The sequence below is a fragment of the Cellulomonas triticagri genome, assembly GCF_003696205.1.
Taxonomy (GTDB): Bacteria; Actinomycetota; Actinomycetes; order Actinomycetales; family Cellulomonadaceae; genus Cellulomonas; species Cellulomonas triticagri.
Genome location: NZ_RFFI01000025.1, coordinates 1 through 14,133, shown reverse-complemented (window position 1 = coordinate 14,133; position 14,133 = coordinate 1). Strand labels below are relative to the sequence as shown.

At 74.6% G+C, this 14,133-nt stretch carries 10 protein-coding genes; all 10 read left to right on the top strand.

The window, feature by feature from the left end; all coding sequences use genetic code 11:
- Nucleotides 1-4: 4 nt before the first annotated feature.
- The gene (locus EBM89_RS06345) at nucleotides 5-1,048 is read left to right on the top strand and encodes a 3-isopropylmalate dehydrogenase (protein ID WP_122148636.1); all 1,044 of its coding nucleotides are present in this window, start codon (nucleotides 5-7) and stop codon (nucleotides 1,046-1,048) included.
- 111 nt (nucleotides 1,049-1,159) lie between these two features.
- Nucleotides 1,160-2,269, top strand: coding sequence for a branched-chain amino acid aminotransferase (locus tag EBM89_RS06340; protein WP_122148615.1), 1,110 nt, complete (start codon nucleotides 1,160-1,162; stop codon nucleotides 2,267-2,269).
- 440 nt (nucleotides 2,270-2,709) lie between these two features.
- Nucleotides 2,710-4,269, top strand: coding sequence for a citramalate synthase (gene cimA / locus EBM89_RS06335; RefSeq protein ID WP_233571587.1), 1,560 nt, complete (start codon nucleotides 2,710-2,712; stop codon nucleotides 4,267-4,269).
- Nucleotides 4,270-4,753: 484 nt separating this feature from the next.
- The gene (gene lanKC, locus EBM89_RS06330) at nucleotides 4,754-7,288 is read left to right on the top strand and encodes a class III lanthionine synthetase LanKC (protein WP_122148614.1); all 2,535 of its coding nucleotides are present in this window, start codon (nucleotides 4,754-4,756) and stop codon (nucleotides 7,286-7,288) included.
- A 50-nt stretch (nucleotides 7,289-7,338) separates the two neighbouring features.
- The gene (locus tag EBM89_RS22355) at nucleotides 7,339-7,464 is read left to right on the top strand and encodes a hypothetical protein (protein ID WP_255414335.1); all 126 of its coding nucleotides are present in this window, start codon (nucleotides 7,339-7,341) and stop codon (nucleotides 7,462-7,464) included.
- A gap of 94 nt (nucleotides 7,465-7,558) precedes the next feature.
- The gene (locus EBM89_RS06325) at nucleotides 7,559-9,298 is read left to right on the top strand and encodes an ABC transporter ATP-binding protein (RefSeq protein WP_122148613.1); all 1,740 of its coding nucleotides are present in this window, start codon (nucleotides 7,559-7,561) and stop codon (nucleotides 9,296-9,298) included.
- A gap of 1 nt (nucleotide 9,299) precedes the next feature.
- Entirely contained in the window at nucleotides 9,300-10,082 is a 783-nt protein-coding gene (locus tag EBM89_RS06320; protein ID WP_122148612.1) for an ABC transporter ATP-binding protein, read from the top strand.
- The gene (locus tag EBM89_RS06315) at nucleotides 10,079-11,899 is read left to right on the top strand and encodes a hypothetical protein (protein ID WP_122148611.1); all 1,821 of its coding nucleotides are present in this window, start codon (nucleotides 10,079-10,081) and stop codon (nucleotides 11,897-11,899) included. Before EBM89_RS06320 ends, EBM89_RS06315 begins: the two co-directional genes overlap by 4 nt.
- A 378-nt stretch (nucleotides 11,900-12,277) precedes the next feature.
- Nucleotides 12,278-13,153, top strand: coding sequence for a sensor domain-containing protein (locus EBM89_RS06310; RefSeq protein WP_147463470.1), 876 nt, complete (start codon nucleotides 12,278-12,280; stop codon nucleotides 13,151-13,153).
- 216 nt (nucleotides 13,154-13,369) lie between these two features.
- Nucleotides 13,370-14,133: 23S ribosomal RNA methyltransferase Erm (gene erm, locus EBM89_RS06305; protein WP_122148609.1), on the top strand; the 764-nt coding region annotated here is incomplete at its 3' end.

Genomic DNA, 14,133 nt, shown 5'->3' with positions numbered 1-14,133 from the left:
CGGCATGGCGCAGCAGATCAACCTGGCGGTCGTCGCAGGTGACGGCATCGGTACCGAGGTCGTGGAGCAGGGCCTGCTCGCGCTCGACGCGGCCCTCGCCGGTTCCGGCACCACGGTCACCACGACGGACTTCGACCTGGGCGCCCGCCGCTGGCACGCCACGGGGGAGACGCTGACCGACGCGGACCTCGACGCCATCCGCACGCACGACGCGATCCTGCTCGGCGCCATCGGCGACCCGGGCGTCCCGTCCGGCGTGCTGGAGCGCGGGCTGCTGCTGAGGCTGCGGTTCGCGCTCGACCACTACGTGAACCTGCGCCCCTCCAAGCTGTACCCGGGCGTCGCGTCCCCGCTGGCCGCCCCGGGCGAGGTCGACTTCGTCGTCGTCCGCGAGGGCACCGAGGGTCCGTACGTCGGCAACGGCGGCGCCATCCGCGTCGGCACCCCGCACGAGATCGCCAACGAGGTCAGCGTCAACACGGCGTTCGGCGTCGAGCGCGTCGTCCGCGACGCCTTCGCCCGTGCCGCGGCCCGCCCGCGCAAGAAGCTCACGCTCGTGCACAAGCACAACGTCCTCGTGCACGCCGGGCACCTGTGGCGCCGCACGGTCGAGGCCGTCAACGCCGAGTTCCCCGACGTCACCGTGGACTACCTGCACGTCGACGCCGCCACGATCTTCCTCGTCACCAACCCCGCGCGGTTCGACGTGATCGTCACGGACAACCTGTTCGGCGACATCCTCACCGACCTCGCCGGGGCGATCGTCGGCGGCATCGGCCTCGCCGCGTCCGCCAACATCAACCCGGACCGCACCACGCCGAGCATGTTCGAGCCCGTCCACGGCTCGGCCCCGGACATCGCCGGCCAGGGCAAGGCCGACCCCACCGCCACCGTGCTGTCCGTCGCGCTGCTCCTGGAGCACCTCGGCGAGCGGGACGCCGCCGCGCGCGTCGAGGCCGCCGTGGCCGCCGACGTCGCGGAGCGCGGCGGCCGAGTACGGTCGACGACCGAGGTGGGCAAGGACCTCGCCGCGCGCATCGCCGGCTGATCCGCTCCGAGCCCGCCCCCGACCGCCGACGCGGGCCGGGGGCGGCGCTGTGTCCATCCGGTCGTCGCCCCAGGTACCGTCAGACCGACTCCTGGTGAAAGGCCGCAACCGATGAGCATCTCCGACACGACCGACCTCCACGCCTCCTTCGAGGTGCACCGCTCCGACAGCCCGCGGCCCGACGCCGAGCGGGAGTCGCTGCTGGCCACGCCGAAGTTCGGCACCGTGTTCACCGACCACATGGCCCGCGTCTCCTGGACGCAGGGTCTCGGCTGGCACGACCGCCGCGTCGAGAAGTACGGCCCCCTGCAGCTCGACCCCGCGACCGCCGTCCTGCACTACGCGCAGGAGATCTTCGAGGGCATGAAGGCCTACCGGCACGACGACGGGTCCGTGTGGACCTTCCGGCCGTGGGCCAACGCCGAGCGGCTGCAGCGCTCCGCCCGCCGCCTCGCGCTGCCCGAGCTGTCCACCGAGGACTTCCTCGCGTCCGTGACCGCGCTCGTGCGCACCGACGTCGACTGGGTGCCGTCCGGCGACGAGACCAGCCTGTACCTGCGGCCGTTCATGTACGCGTCCGAGGCGTTCCTCGGCGTGCGGCCGTCCATGCAGGCCGAGTACCTGGTCATCGCGTCGCCCGTCGGCTCGTACTTCGCCGGCGGCGTGCAGCCGGTGTCCATCTGGGTGTCCGAGGACTACGCGCGCGCCGCCGCCGGGGGCACCGGCGCGGCGAAGTGCGGCGGCAACTACGCCGCGAGCCTGCTGCCGCAGCAGGAGGCGTACGCCCGCGGGTGCGAGCAGGTGTGCTTCCTCGACGCCGCCACGGGGACCCTCATCGAGGAGCTCGGCGGCATGAACGTCTTCGTCGTCGGCGCCGACGGCTCCGTGTCCACGCCGCGCCTCACCGGGTCGATCCTCGAGGGCGTCACCCGGTCGTCCATCCTGGAGCTGCTGCGCGAGGACGGCCGCGAGGTCACCGAGCGCGACATCCCGCTCACCGAGCTGCTGGACGGCGTGCGGGACGGCAGCGTCGCCGAGGTGTTCGCGTGCGGCACCGCCGCCGTCGTCACCCCGATCGGGCGCCTGGCCGGCACCGACTTCGACGTCACCGTGGCCGACGGCAGCGCCGGCCCGGTCATGCAGTCCATCCGCACCCGCCTGACGGACATCCAGTACGGCCGCGCCGCGGACCCGCACGGCTGGATGCACCGCCTGGTCTGACGGTCTCGCGAGGTCGAGGGTTCCGCGCCCCAGGGCGCCGCAGAACCCTCGACCTCGCGGCAGACCCTCGACCTCGTGCGGTGAGGCCCGCTCGGTCCGGACTTCGGACGGGGCTGACGGGGGGCGTGGTGTGTGTCACGATGAGGGCGTGCAGCACCGACTGATCGTCATCGCCTAGCGCGTCCGCCCCACCACCGCGGACGCGCCGACCTCCCGAACCCGGGGGGTCTTTTTGTTGCTCCACCGCCCCGCCCCACCCGCACGGCCCCGGCACCCGCACCGTCCCCTCGCCGAGAGAAGCCCGACCCGTGACCGAGACCTCCCCGCAGGACGCCCCCACCGCCCTGCCGCGCACCGGAGTCGCCCACCCCGTGGCCGACGGCCCTGCCGCGTTCGACGTCTACGACACCACCCTGCGCGACGGCGCCCAGCAGGAGGGCATGAACCTGTCGGTCGCCGACAAGCTCGCCATCGCCCCGCTGCTGGACGACCTCGGCGTGGGCTACATCGAGGGCGGCTGGCCGGGTGCGATCCCCAAGGACACCGAGTTCTTCGCGCGGGCGGCCAAGGAGCTCGACCTGAGGCACGCCGTCCTCGCGGCGTTCGGGGCGACGCGCAAGCCGGGCGTGCGGGCGTTCGACGACACCCAGCTGCGGGCCCTGCTCGACTCCGAGGCGCCCGTCGTCACCCTGGTCGCCAAGTCCGACTCCCGGCACGTCGAGCGGGCCCTGCGCACGACCGGGGTCGAGAACCTCGCGATGGTCGCCGACTCCGTGCGGCTGCTCGTCGGGGAGGGGCGGCGCGTCGTGGTGGACGCCGAGCACTTCTTCGACGGGTTCCGGCACGACCCGGCGTACGCACGCGACGTCGTCCTCGCGGCCGTCGAGGCCGGCGCCGAGACCGTCGTGCTCTGCGACACCAACGGCGGGATGCTGCCCGCCGGCATCGGCGAGGTCGTCCGGGACCTGCGTGCCGCGCTCGGCACCGCCGACGCGCTGACCCGGCTCGGCATCCACGCGCACAACGACTCCGGCTGCGCCGTCGCGAACAGCATCGCCGCCGTCGAGGCGGGAGCCGTGCACCTGCAGGGCACCGTCAACGGCTACGGCGAGCGCACCGGCAACGCCGACCTGCTCGCCACCGTCGCGAACCTCGAGCTGAAGACCGGCCGGAGCGTCCTCGTCCCGCCCGCCGACCGCCCCGGCGGCCTCGCGGAGATGACCCGCATCGCGCACCAGATCAGCGAGGTCACCAACATCGCCCCGTTCGCCCGGCAACCGTACGTCGGCGCGTCCGCGTTCGCGCACAAGGCCGGGCTGCACGCCTCCGCGATCCGCGTCGACCCCGACCTGTACCAGCACATCGACCCGCAGGCCGTCGGCAACGGGATGCGGATGCTCGTCTCCGAGATGGCCGGGCGCGCGTCCATCGAGCTCAAGGGCCGCGAGCTCGGCTTCGACCTCGCCGGGCAGGACGAGGTGCTGACCCGCGTCACCCAGCGCATCAAGGACGCCGAGGCGCAGGGCTACACCTACGACGCCGCGGACGCGTCCTTCGAGCTCCTGCTCGCCGAGGAGGTCTCCGGGACCCGACCGGCGTACTTCCGGGTGGAGAGCTGGCGCGCCATCGTGGAGCGCGCCGGGTCCCGCGGCACCCCCGCGACCGCCGAGGCCACCGTCAAGCTGCACGCGGGCGGCGAGCGCATCGTGGCCACCGGAGAGGGCAACGGCCCCGTCAACGCCCTCGACCACGCGTTGCGGCTCGCCCTGCAGCGGGTGTACCCCGAGCTCGCGGAGTTCGAGCTCATCGACTTCAAGGTCCGCATCCTCGACGCCATGCACGGCACCGACGCGGTCACCCGGGTGCTCATCGAGACCACCGACGGGCAGACCGCGTGGAGCACGGTGGGCGTCGGGCCGAACCTCATCGAGGCGTCCTGGGAGGCGCTGACGGACTCGGCGATCTGGGGCCTGCGCAACCGCGGCGTCGCCCCGCGCTGACGGGTCCCGGGCACGTTGGGGCACGGGGAACCCCCTGTCGCGTCCTCTCCGCTCCCGCTCCCGCGGCCACAGGACCCGTTCAGGCGACCCGTCGGTGCGCGACACGGTGGACCGGGTGGGCTTGCGGGTCCGAACCTGCAGGTCAGGTCGTATCTCTGCATGGCGCAGGCAGGTGACAGCGCGCCGGGGACGAGCCTCTCCCTGAGTGGCGCGCGTGCGCCGAATCATCCGGGATGTCTGATTCGCCAGCGTAGGTGTGGTGGGCGCGGACGCCGTTGACCTCGCCAGGTCCGGCGCCCACGGTGGATCCGCCGGCCGCTCCTGCCGGTGACGGATCGACCACGGGCGGTGCGGTGATGACGGCGGTGACGAGGACGGGTGCGGTGACGGCATCGTGGTGCGCGCCGTGCCCGATGACCCGGCTGCTCGGCTCCCAGGGGGTCCAGGTTCCCCGGGCACGCGACCTGCGGACGGGGACACCCCGGTGGTGAACACGGCCTACCTCGACTACTGCCTGGGCGACCCGTACTTCTACGACACCCCGCGCTCGCTGGACGACGACGCGTTCGAGGCGCCCCCGGCTCCTGCCGGATGGCGCAGGACGGTCTCCGACGGCTGGTGCCACGTGGAGCCGCCGGGGGTCGAGCTCCCCGCGCAGGGCTGGAAGATCCACCTGTCCACGACGCTCGAGGGCGCCACCGCCCTGCTCGACGTCGCAGCTCGCCGGTGCTTCGACCTCGGGCTCGCGTTCAAGTTCCTCGCGACCCGGCACGAGCTGCACGCGCGGAACGCGAAGTACGCCGACCGCGGCGGCTCGGGGAAGTTCGTGACCGTGTACCCGGGGGACGACGCCGCGCTGCGAACCGCGGTCGAGGCGCTGGCCGCTGCGACAGCCGGGTTCGCCGGGCCGTACATCCTGTCGGACCTGCGGTGGGGGACGACGCCGGTGCACGTGCGGTACGGAGGGTTCACGCCGATGACGACGGAGGGCGACCACGGACGCACCGTCCCGGCGGTCCTGCGGCCGGACGGCAGCGCGGTGCCTGACCGGCGCGACCCGGAGTTCGTCGTCCCCGAGTGGGTGACCCTGCCCGACTTCCTCGTGCCGCAGCACCGGAGCTACCTCGCGCAGGACACACCGCTGCCGTTCGAGGTGGCGCAGGCGGTGCACTACTCGAACGCGGGCGGTGTGTACCTCGGCTCCGTTCCCGGCGTCGAGGAGCAGGTGATCATCAAAGAGGGGCGTCGACACGCTGGTCTGGACGGGGTCGGCGCGTCGGGGTTCGAGCGCGTCGGCCACGAGGCGGACGTGCTGGCCCTGCTCGACGGGATCACCGGCGTTCCCGAGGTCGTGCGGGTGGACGAGGTCTGGGAGCACCGCTTCCTCACGATGACCCGGGTCGACGGGCACTCGTTGACGATGGACGTCGCGGTGAACAACCCGATCAGCACGGCGCTGCCGTCGCGGGACGAGGTCGACCGCTACGACCAGCGGGTCAGGACCGTCGTCGCGGACATCAGGCGCGTCCTGGCCGCCGTGCACGAGCGGGGCGTCTCGGTGGGTGACCTCCAGCCGGAGAACGTCCTGGTCACCGAGCATGCGGCGGTGTCGTTGATCGACTTCGAGGCGGCCCGCACCGCGCAGACGCCTCGTGCGCTCGGCACGCCGGGATTCCTGTCCGTGGCCCCGCGTGACCGGTTCGCCGAGGACCTGTTCGCCCTGCACCGGCTCACGCTGTTCCTCTACGTCCCGCTCACCGAGGTCCTCACGCTCGCGCCGGCCCTCGCGGAACGCCACGTCGCGCTCGCCGAGCAGGTCTTCGGAGACCGGGCGGCGGAGCTGGTCCGCTCCTCGCGCGCGGCATCCGGAGAGCCGGCGCACGACGGGCACGACGGGTTCGAGGTGCTGCCTCCCGGGCACCTCGGGACCGCCGCTGGCCGTGCGGACCTCGCGCGGGGGATCGTGAGCACCTCGTGCCGGTTCTCGGACCGGCAGTTCCCCGGCGACATCGCCCAGTTCGAGGGTGACGGTGGCGTCGACCTGTGGAGCGGGTCCGCCGGCACCGTCCTCGCGCTGCACCGGGCCGGGCACCTGAGCCCGGCCGTGGACGCCGCCTTCCTCGCCGGCCTCCCGCGGGACGGGCTGACCACCGACGCCCTGTTCACCGGGTCGCTCGGCGTCGCCACCGTGCTCGACGAGCTCGGTCACCACGAGCAGGCGGCCCGGTGGTGGCTGCGGCTGCTGAGCCACGGACCGCGGGTCCCGGCAGACATCGGTCTGCGGGCGGGCCTGGGCGGGCTGCTCCTGGGCCTGCTGGCTGCCGACCATCCGGTGCCGCAGCTCCAGGAGCGCAGCGGCGACCTCGCGGACGAGCTGGTCGTCCGGGTCCGGACCGCCGCTGCGGCCCCCGTCGTGGATCCGAGGCCCCGGGCAGGGCTCTTCGACGGGTGGTCGGGTGCCGCAGTGGCCCTGCTGCTTGCCGCGGACCGTCTCGGACGAACCGAGCTCGTCGAGGTCGCGCGCGAGGCGGTGCACCTGGACCTGGTTCACTGCATCACCGTCCGGGACGAGTCGCTGCAGGTCGACGACGCGGGTCGAGCTCTGCCCTACCTGGCGCACGGAGGGGTTGGCATCGCTCTGGCCGCCCAGGCGGTGCTGCGCCGCCACGACGACCCGGTACTCGAACGCGCGGTCCCGCGTCTGGCGCTCCCGGCGTGCGGCCCGCTGTACTTCTGCGCCGGGCTCGCTCAGGGCCGCGCGGGCATGGTCGCGGCTCTGCGGCTGCTCGATGAGCGGTTCCTGCCGCGGCCGCGCGCGGAGCTGCTGCGCGAGCACGTCGAGCGGTTCGACCTGCACTGCCCGCTCCGCGACGAGGGTGTGCTGGTGCCCGGCGACCAGAACCTGCGCTTCTCCGCGGACTACGCCACCGGGGCGGCCGGGCTGCTGCTGGCCCTCGCCCCGCACGATCGCCGGGTGGCGTGGCTGCCCGGTTCGGTGCCCACCCACCTGTTCGCGTGAGCGGCCGGTGGGGGGCCCTGACGACGACACGCGAGAGGGAGGTGAATCACATGCGCTCTGTCCTCGGACTGCAGTCCATCGGGCTGTCGGAGGACCGCTCCGCCGTCCGTGCTAGCACGTTCAGCCAGCGGGACTGCACGGCCAGCAGCTGGATCAGCTGGAACAAGTGCCACTGACAACCGGCACCGACGTACCCCTGGGGCGGCTCCGTGCAGCTGAGCCGCCCCAGGGCGCCACCCGAGCCTACGACCCGTCGCAAGGAGGTGCTTCGTGCGGCAGCACCGTGATCCTGCGGGCCCGGCCAGTCGGGTGCGCGACCTGTGGTTGCTCACCGTCGATGAGCGCCCCCGCCTCGCCGTCGCCCTCGGGCTCTCCGCCTCGGGTGCCGCGGTCGCGCTCTGCCAACCGGTGGTCGTCAACCGCATCATCTCTGCCCTGGCCGACGGCGCGTCAGTCGCGCCGGGGCTGGTGTGGCTGCTGGTGGGCCTGATGGTGACCGGTGCGGCGATCACCGGGACCGGTGACTGCGTGCTGGCGGTGCTGGCCGAGCGGGGCGCGCTCCGCGTGCGACGCGACTACCTCGCGTCCGTGCTCCGCCTGCCGATGTGGTGGTACACGCGCCACCCGGTCGGGGACCTGGTCGCCCGGTCCGGATCCGATGTCGACACCCTCAAGTACGCGTTGTCCTCGGGGTTCGTCGACATCCTGGGCAACGGCGTGCTCGTCGTCGGCGCCACGATCGCGCTGGTCGTCCTCGACCCGTTGCTCACCGGCGTGGTGCTGGCTCTCGTCGTCGCGTCGGCCGCTGTCGTCGCGGTCGCCAGTCCGCGGATCCGGCGCGCGGTCCGGGAGGCCCAGGACGGTGTGGGCCGGCTCGGAGCCGCGATCCAGCAGTCCGTCACCGCGATGCCGATCGTGCGCCCCTACGGCGGGACCGCACAGGCCGAGGCGCGGGCGGCGCAGGCGGCGACCGGCGCCTACCGGGCCGGCGTCCGCGCGGCGCGGATGCAGGCCGTCGTGGCTCCGGTCAGCGCGGTCGTCGCGCAGGGAAGCATGGTCGCGTTGTTCCTCATCGGAGGGTGGCGGGTCGCCCGGGGCGAGCTGACGCTCGCGGACCTGCTGTCGTTCGCCCTGTTCCTCTCCATGCTCGTCACACCGGCCACGACCGTGATCGGGGCGGTCCTCGGATTGCAGCAGGCGCTCGGCAGCCTCGACCGGGTCCGCGAGGTCGTCGACGTCCCCCGGGCGGCGGGTACCGATGACGACGTCGCCGCGCCGGTGCGTGCCGGCGCGGTGGACCTGGTGCTCGACGACGTCGGCTACCGGTACCCGGCCGCCACCAGAACGGCACTGGAGGGCGTCACCCTGTCCATCCCGGCCGGGTCCCGGGTCGCCGTCGTCGGGGCGTCCGGTGCGGGGAAGTCCACGCTCTTCGCGCTGCTCCTCGGGCACGCGGTGCCGTGCTGCGGGTCGATCGAGGCGAGGCTGCCCGGCGAGCAGACGCCCCACGCGGACCTGCGCCACCTCGTCGGCTACGTGGACCAGTCGGTGCACGTGATGCCGGGGACGGTCCGGGAGAACGTCACCGCGGGCCGGCCCGACACGCCGGACCAGGTGGTGTGGGACGCGCTCGACCGCGTCGGGCTGCGCGACACGGTCGAGCGGCTGCCGGGCCGGCTCGACGCCGAGGTGGGCGAGGGCGGTGCCCACCTGTCCGGAGGGGAGCGCCAGCGGGTGGCGATCGCCCGGGCGCTCGCCGGCGAGCGCCCGGTCCTGCTGCTCGACGAGCCGAGCTCCGGGTTGGACCAGGACAGCGAGTGCCGGGTGCTGGCCGCCGTCGACGCGGTCGCCCGTGGCGTGACCGTCGTGACCGTCGCCCACCGCCGCTCCACGATCCGGTCGGCGGACCGCGTGCTCGTGCTGGCCGGCGGACGACTCGTCGCGGACGGCACTCCCGCTGAGGTGGCCCACGCGCTCCCGCACGACCGATTCGCTCTCCCGGAGGTATGAGATGACCACCGACCGCCCTGACCTCGTCGCGCCCCGAGCCGACCCGACCGCTCCGCCGGGATCCACCGCGCTGCTCGAGCTGCACGACGTCGAGCGCTCCTACGGTCGCCGCGGTCCAGTGCTCGGGCCGTTCGACCTCGCGGTCGAGGCAGGCAGCGCGACTGCCCTGGTCGGCCGCTCCGGCTCCGGGAAGTCCACGCTGCTCGACTGCGCGGCCGGCCTCGTGACGGTCACCCGGGGGAGCGTGCGGTTCCAGGGCCGGGACATCGCACGGCTGCCGGAGCACCGGCGGGCTGCACTGAGGTGCGAGCAGTTCGGGTTCGTGTTCCAGGACTACACACTGATCGACGCGCTGAGCGTCGCCGAGAACATCGAGCTGCCCCGACGGCTGGTCCGGCGTCCGCCCGACCCGCGGCGGGTCGCCGAGGTCGCGCATTCCCTCGGGCTCGGCGACCTGCTGCATCGGTCCACGGCGGATCTGTCGGGAGGCCAGCGGCAGCGGGTCGCGATCGCCCGGGCGGTGGCCAGCGACGTCCGGGTGCTGTTCGCGGACGAGCCGACCGGGGCGCTCGACCCGATCACCCGGGACGAGGTGATCTCCGTGCTGCTGTCGCCGTCCGTCCGTGCCTCCCGGGCCGTGCTGATCGCCACCCACGACGTCGACGTCGCCGCCCGGACGGACCGGGTGCTCGTCATCGACGGTGGGCGCATCTGCGCGGAGCTGCTGCACCCCGCGCCGGAGCGGGTCCTCGCGGCGCTGCGCGCGGTGGAGGTGGACCGGTGACGGTGACCTACCTCCGGCTCGCCTGGGGCGAGCGTGCGGTGCTTGCTCCCGTGTTCGTGGTGCTGCTCTTCGGCGCCCTCGTCGTGGCTGCCCTCGCGACCCTCGTCGTGGTGCTGGGGGACGCCGGTGACATAGGCTCGCTGGTGACCCTCGGCAGCATCGCCCTGGTGTGCACGGCGGTCGTGCTGCACGCCGTGAGCCGCCACGGTGTCGGAGAACGGTGGGCGACGGCGCGTCGGCTGCGGATCGTCGGGATGAGCGCCCGTCGGCTCCGGATGCTGCTGGTCGCGGAGAGCGCCCTGCTCGCGCTGCTCGCCTCCGCCGTGGCGGTGCTGCTCGCGCCCGCGGTCGTGCTCCCGGCGCTCGTCCCGCTGCTGGTCGGGCAGGGAGTGATCCCGCCGGGGACGGACGTGACGTGGCGCGTCGCCGCCGTGCTGGCGACCGTCGCGGGCTCGACGGTGGTCGCTGTGCTCGGCACCGCGGGTGCGGCCCGGCTGCTGGTCAGGGGCGACCCGGTCGCCGGCGGTCCGCCCGGGCGGACCGGCCGGAGCCGTCGTCTCCTGCCCGGGGTGGTCGCACTGCTCGCGACCGTCGCGGGGGCAGCGCTCGTGCGGGTCGTGGCGAGGACGGAATCCGACGAGACCGCGTTCCTTCTCGGGTTCCTCGCCGTCCTGTGCCTGGTGGTGGTGCTCGGCTGCGGCTGGGACGCCGTGGTGCGCGGGGCCGGCGCGCTGCGCGGACGGGTCGGGCGGCGGTCCCGATCTGCTCCGGCGCTGCTCGCGGCGCGCTGGCTGCGGTGGAGGCACCCGTCCACCGTGGTCGTCGCCACCAGCATCGCCACGCTCCTGGTGCTGTATCTCGGGGGGTACCCGGCGGCGTCGGACGACGTCGCACGTGCTCGGCTGCTCGAGGTGGTCGGTGACCGCTGGGTCGCCTCCTCGATGGTCGCGGACGGGGCCGTGACGGTGGCGGGGGCGCGGGGGGTCACGCTCGCCGAGGGCCAGGCCGTCGTCACCTCGTCGAACGACGACGACGCGGACGCGGTGCGGGCGATGTCGTGGATCGCGCTGGTCGGTGGAGGCGAGGCCCGGAGCTGGGTGCGCGGTCTGACAGACGCGCGGGAGGTCCCCCCGGGACCGGGGATCGTGGTCAGCCGCCTGGGCGCTGTCGCCGGCGGCGCCACCGTCGGGGACGAGATCACGCTCGGCGTCCCCGGGTCCGGGCAGGTCCGGCTCCCGGTGGTCGCGGTGGCCGACCTCCCACTCACCTTCGGTGACCTCCTGGTCCTGGGTGCGGACGTCCCCGGAGCCGCTACCGGGCGGGTCACGACCCTCGTCGACCGGCACGCCGATGTCGCGCCCGACGCCGAGGTCCGGACGGCGACGGAGTGGGTCGCGGGTCTGCCGCCCGGCAAGGCCGTGGCGAGGTCCGGGGGCGGAGGAACCGGGGAGACGCCGCTGCTCGTCGGCGCTCCGGTGCTGCTCTGCCTGACGCTCGCCGCCGCCGCGACCGCCGTCACGGTCGCCGGCCGACGTGCCGATCTGCGGGTCCTAGACCGGATCGGGATGACCCGGGCGCAGCGGGTCAGCGCCGTGGTACGGGGCGTGGGAGTGGACGTGCTGGGCAGCGGTCTCGTCGCTGCCGTGCTCGGGTCCGGTCTGCTCGCCCTCGCTGTGCGGCCCTACGCAGCCGCTGTCGGACGTGACCCCGGCATCGCGTGGGTGCGACCCGCCGCCGTGCTCGTGCCGCTGCTGTTCACAGCGGTCTGCCTCGCCACCGCGGCTGCGGTCACGGCCTCGGTGCGGCGAGGTCGATGAGGGCAGCGGCGACTCTGTCGTCAATTCCTCGTGGTGAGTCACCTTCTGCCCGCGGTCCTCCGTCCGTGACACGACCACCAGCCACGAGGCCACCGCACGGGGGAAGACACCCCGGATCCACCGGCGCCCGCACCACGGGCGCGTCGCCGCCCGGTCGCGCCCAACCCCGTCGCCCGCCTGGCGACGGTCCACCGCATGGCGCCGCTACGCACCGCTAGGCTGGACGCGCGCGAGAGGGAGAGATCCTGAGCGCCCCGCCTTCAGCCTCCGCCACCCGGCGGAGGCTGTCGTGCTTCTCGGGGCCGCCAGATCCGGTTCCGGACCCGTCTCGCATGCACGGGACCACCCCCTCGCGGGTGAGGGGCGTCCCGCCTTACCGTGACCACCAGCCAGGAGGCCACCGGACCGGGGGAGACGCGCATGGCCGACCAGCACCCGCACCACGCGCACGTGGCTGCCCCGGCGCCGCCCGGGCACGGCGTGCCCCCGTCGCCCGCGTGGCCGTGGTTCACCGCCCTGGCGGTGGGGGTCGTGCTCGCCGGCCTGCTGGCGTGGCGCCCCTGGGACCAGCCCGGCGCGGGGGCCGATCCGCTGCCGACGGTGACGGCGACCCCGGACCCCGCGCCGGGGGAGCCCGCCGCGCCCGAGACGCCGGACGAGCCGGAGGTCGTGCTGGGTGCCGCCGACGTGGCGTCCCTGTTCCTCACCGACGACGAGCTCGCCCGCGCGGTGCCGGACGCGGCGGGGATGAGCCTGGCACCGGCGGACGAGGCCGTGTGGGGGCTGCCGACGGGCTCGATGGTCGACCCGGCGGCGTGCACCACGGCGGTGACGGTGGTCGAGCAGGAGCCGGAGGTGTTCGAGCGCCGGTTCGCCTCGGACGACACCGTGACGGTGATCCAGTCGGTCGACCTGCTCGCGGACCCTTCAGAGGCGCGGGCGGCGTTCGACGCGCTGGTCGGGGTCCTGGGGGAGTGCCCGGAGTACCAGCAGGTCAACCCGGGCGTCGACGGCGGGGCGTGGCAGGCGCAGCCGCCGACGACGGACGCCGGGGACGTCACGACGGTGGTGCGCCAGGCGACCTTGACCGCGGAGGGGGCGAGCAGCCCCGAGGTCGAGGTCACGGCGCTCGTCGCGAACGCCCTGGTCACCACCACGGCGTCGGGGGTCGACCCCGACGTGCCGCCCGCCGACCCGGCGGTGCTGGCGCAGGTCGCGCGGGAGGCGGGGGAGCGGGCGCTCGCCGACCGATAATCCCGTGCGCCACGCGTGACCGACCCCGTACCGTCCCCGCCATGGGAACCCTGCTGATGTCGGCCGCGGGCCGGTCCGTCGCGCGTCCCCGGCCCGCCTGAGCGCGGCCGGACGTCCGACCCCGGTCGCCGCTCCTCCGGATGCCCCCGAGCACCCGGAGCGGGTCGACCCCTCCACCCCTCCGGGTGCTCCGTCCTGCCTGCGACGGGAGCCCCAGTGCGACACCCCCACGGCGGCCGGCACGAGCTCGGCCAGAACTTCCTGCACCACCCACCCACCGTCGACGCCGTCCTGCGGCTGGTCCGCGCGACCGACGGCCCGGTCCTGGAGATCGGCGCCGGTGACGGTGCCCTGACCCGACCTCTGACCACCCTCGGCCGCGACGTCCTCGCCGTCGAGATCGACCCGCCGCGCGCCGACCGGCTGCGGCGTGCCGTCCCCGGCGCGCGCGTGGTCTGCGCGGACGCCCTGCGGGTGCCGCTGGACCGGCCGGTCGTGGTCGGCAACATCCCGTTCCACCTCACGACCCCGCTGCTGCGGCGGCTGCTCGGCCACGGCGACTGGCGGCACGCCGTGCTGCTCACGCAGTGGGAGGTCGCCCGCAAGCGCGCGGGCGTCGGCGGGCGGACGATGCTCACCGCGCAGACCGACCCGTGGTTCGCGGTCGCCCTGCACGGCCGGGTCCCCGCGGCGGCGTTCTCCCCGCGCCCGTCCGTGGACGGCGGCCTGCTCGCCGTGACCCGGCGCCCCGAGCCGCTGGTCGACCCGCGCAGCCGGGCCGCGTACCAGCGGTTCGTCGCCGCGGTCTTCACCGGGCGGGGGCGCGGGGTCGGCGAGGTGGTCGTCCGGGCGTCCGGGGCACCTCCCGGGCGGGTCCGGGGTGCGCTGCGCGATGCCGAGGTGCACCCGGACGTGCTGCCGCGCGACCTCGCGCCGGTGCAGTGGGCGGCGCTGTGGCACGCGCTCGGCGCGCCGGCGCC

What these genes read in the sequence shown, in the direction of transcription:
- EBM89_RS06320 (WP_122148612.1), top strand. Translation starts at nt 9,300, where the DNA reads ATGACCACCGACCGCCCTGACCTCGTCGCGCCCCGAGCCGACCCGACC.
- EBM89_RS06340 (WP_122148615.1), top strand. Translation starts at nt 1,160, where the DNA reads ATGAGCATCTCCGACACGACCGACCTCCACGCCTCCTTCGAGGTGCAC.
- EBM89_RS06345 (WP_122148636.1), top strand. Translation starts at nt 5, where the DNA reads ATGGCGCAGCAGATCAACCTGGCGGTCGTCGCAGGTGACGGCATCGGT.
- cimA (WP_233571587.1), top strand. Translation starts at nt 2,710, where the DNA reads ATGAACCTGTCGGTCGCCGACAAGCTCGCCATCGCCCCGCTGCTGGAC.
- EBM89_RS22355 (WP_255414335.1), top strand. Translation starts at nt 7,339, where the DNA reads ATGCGCTCTGTCCTCGGACTGCAGTCCATCGGGCTGTCGGAGGACCGC.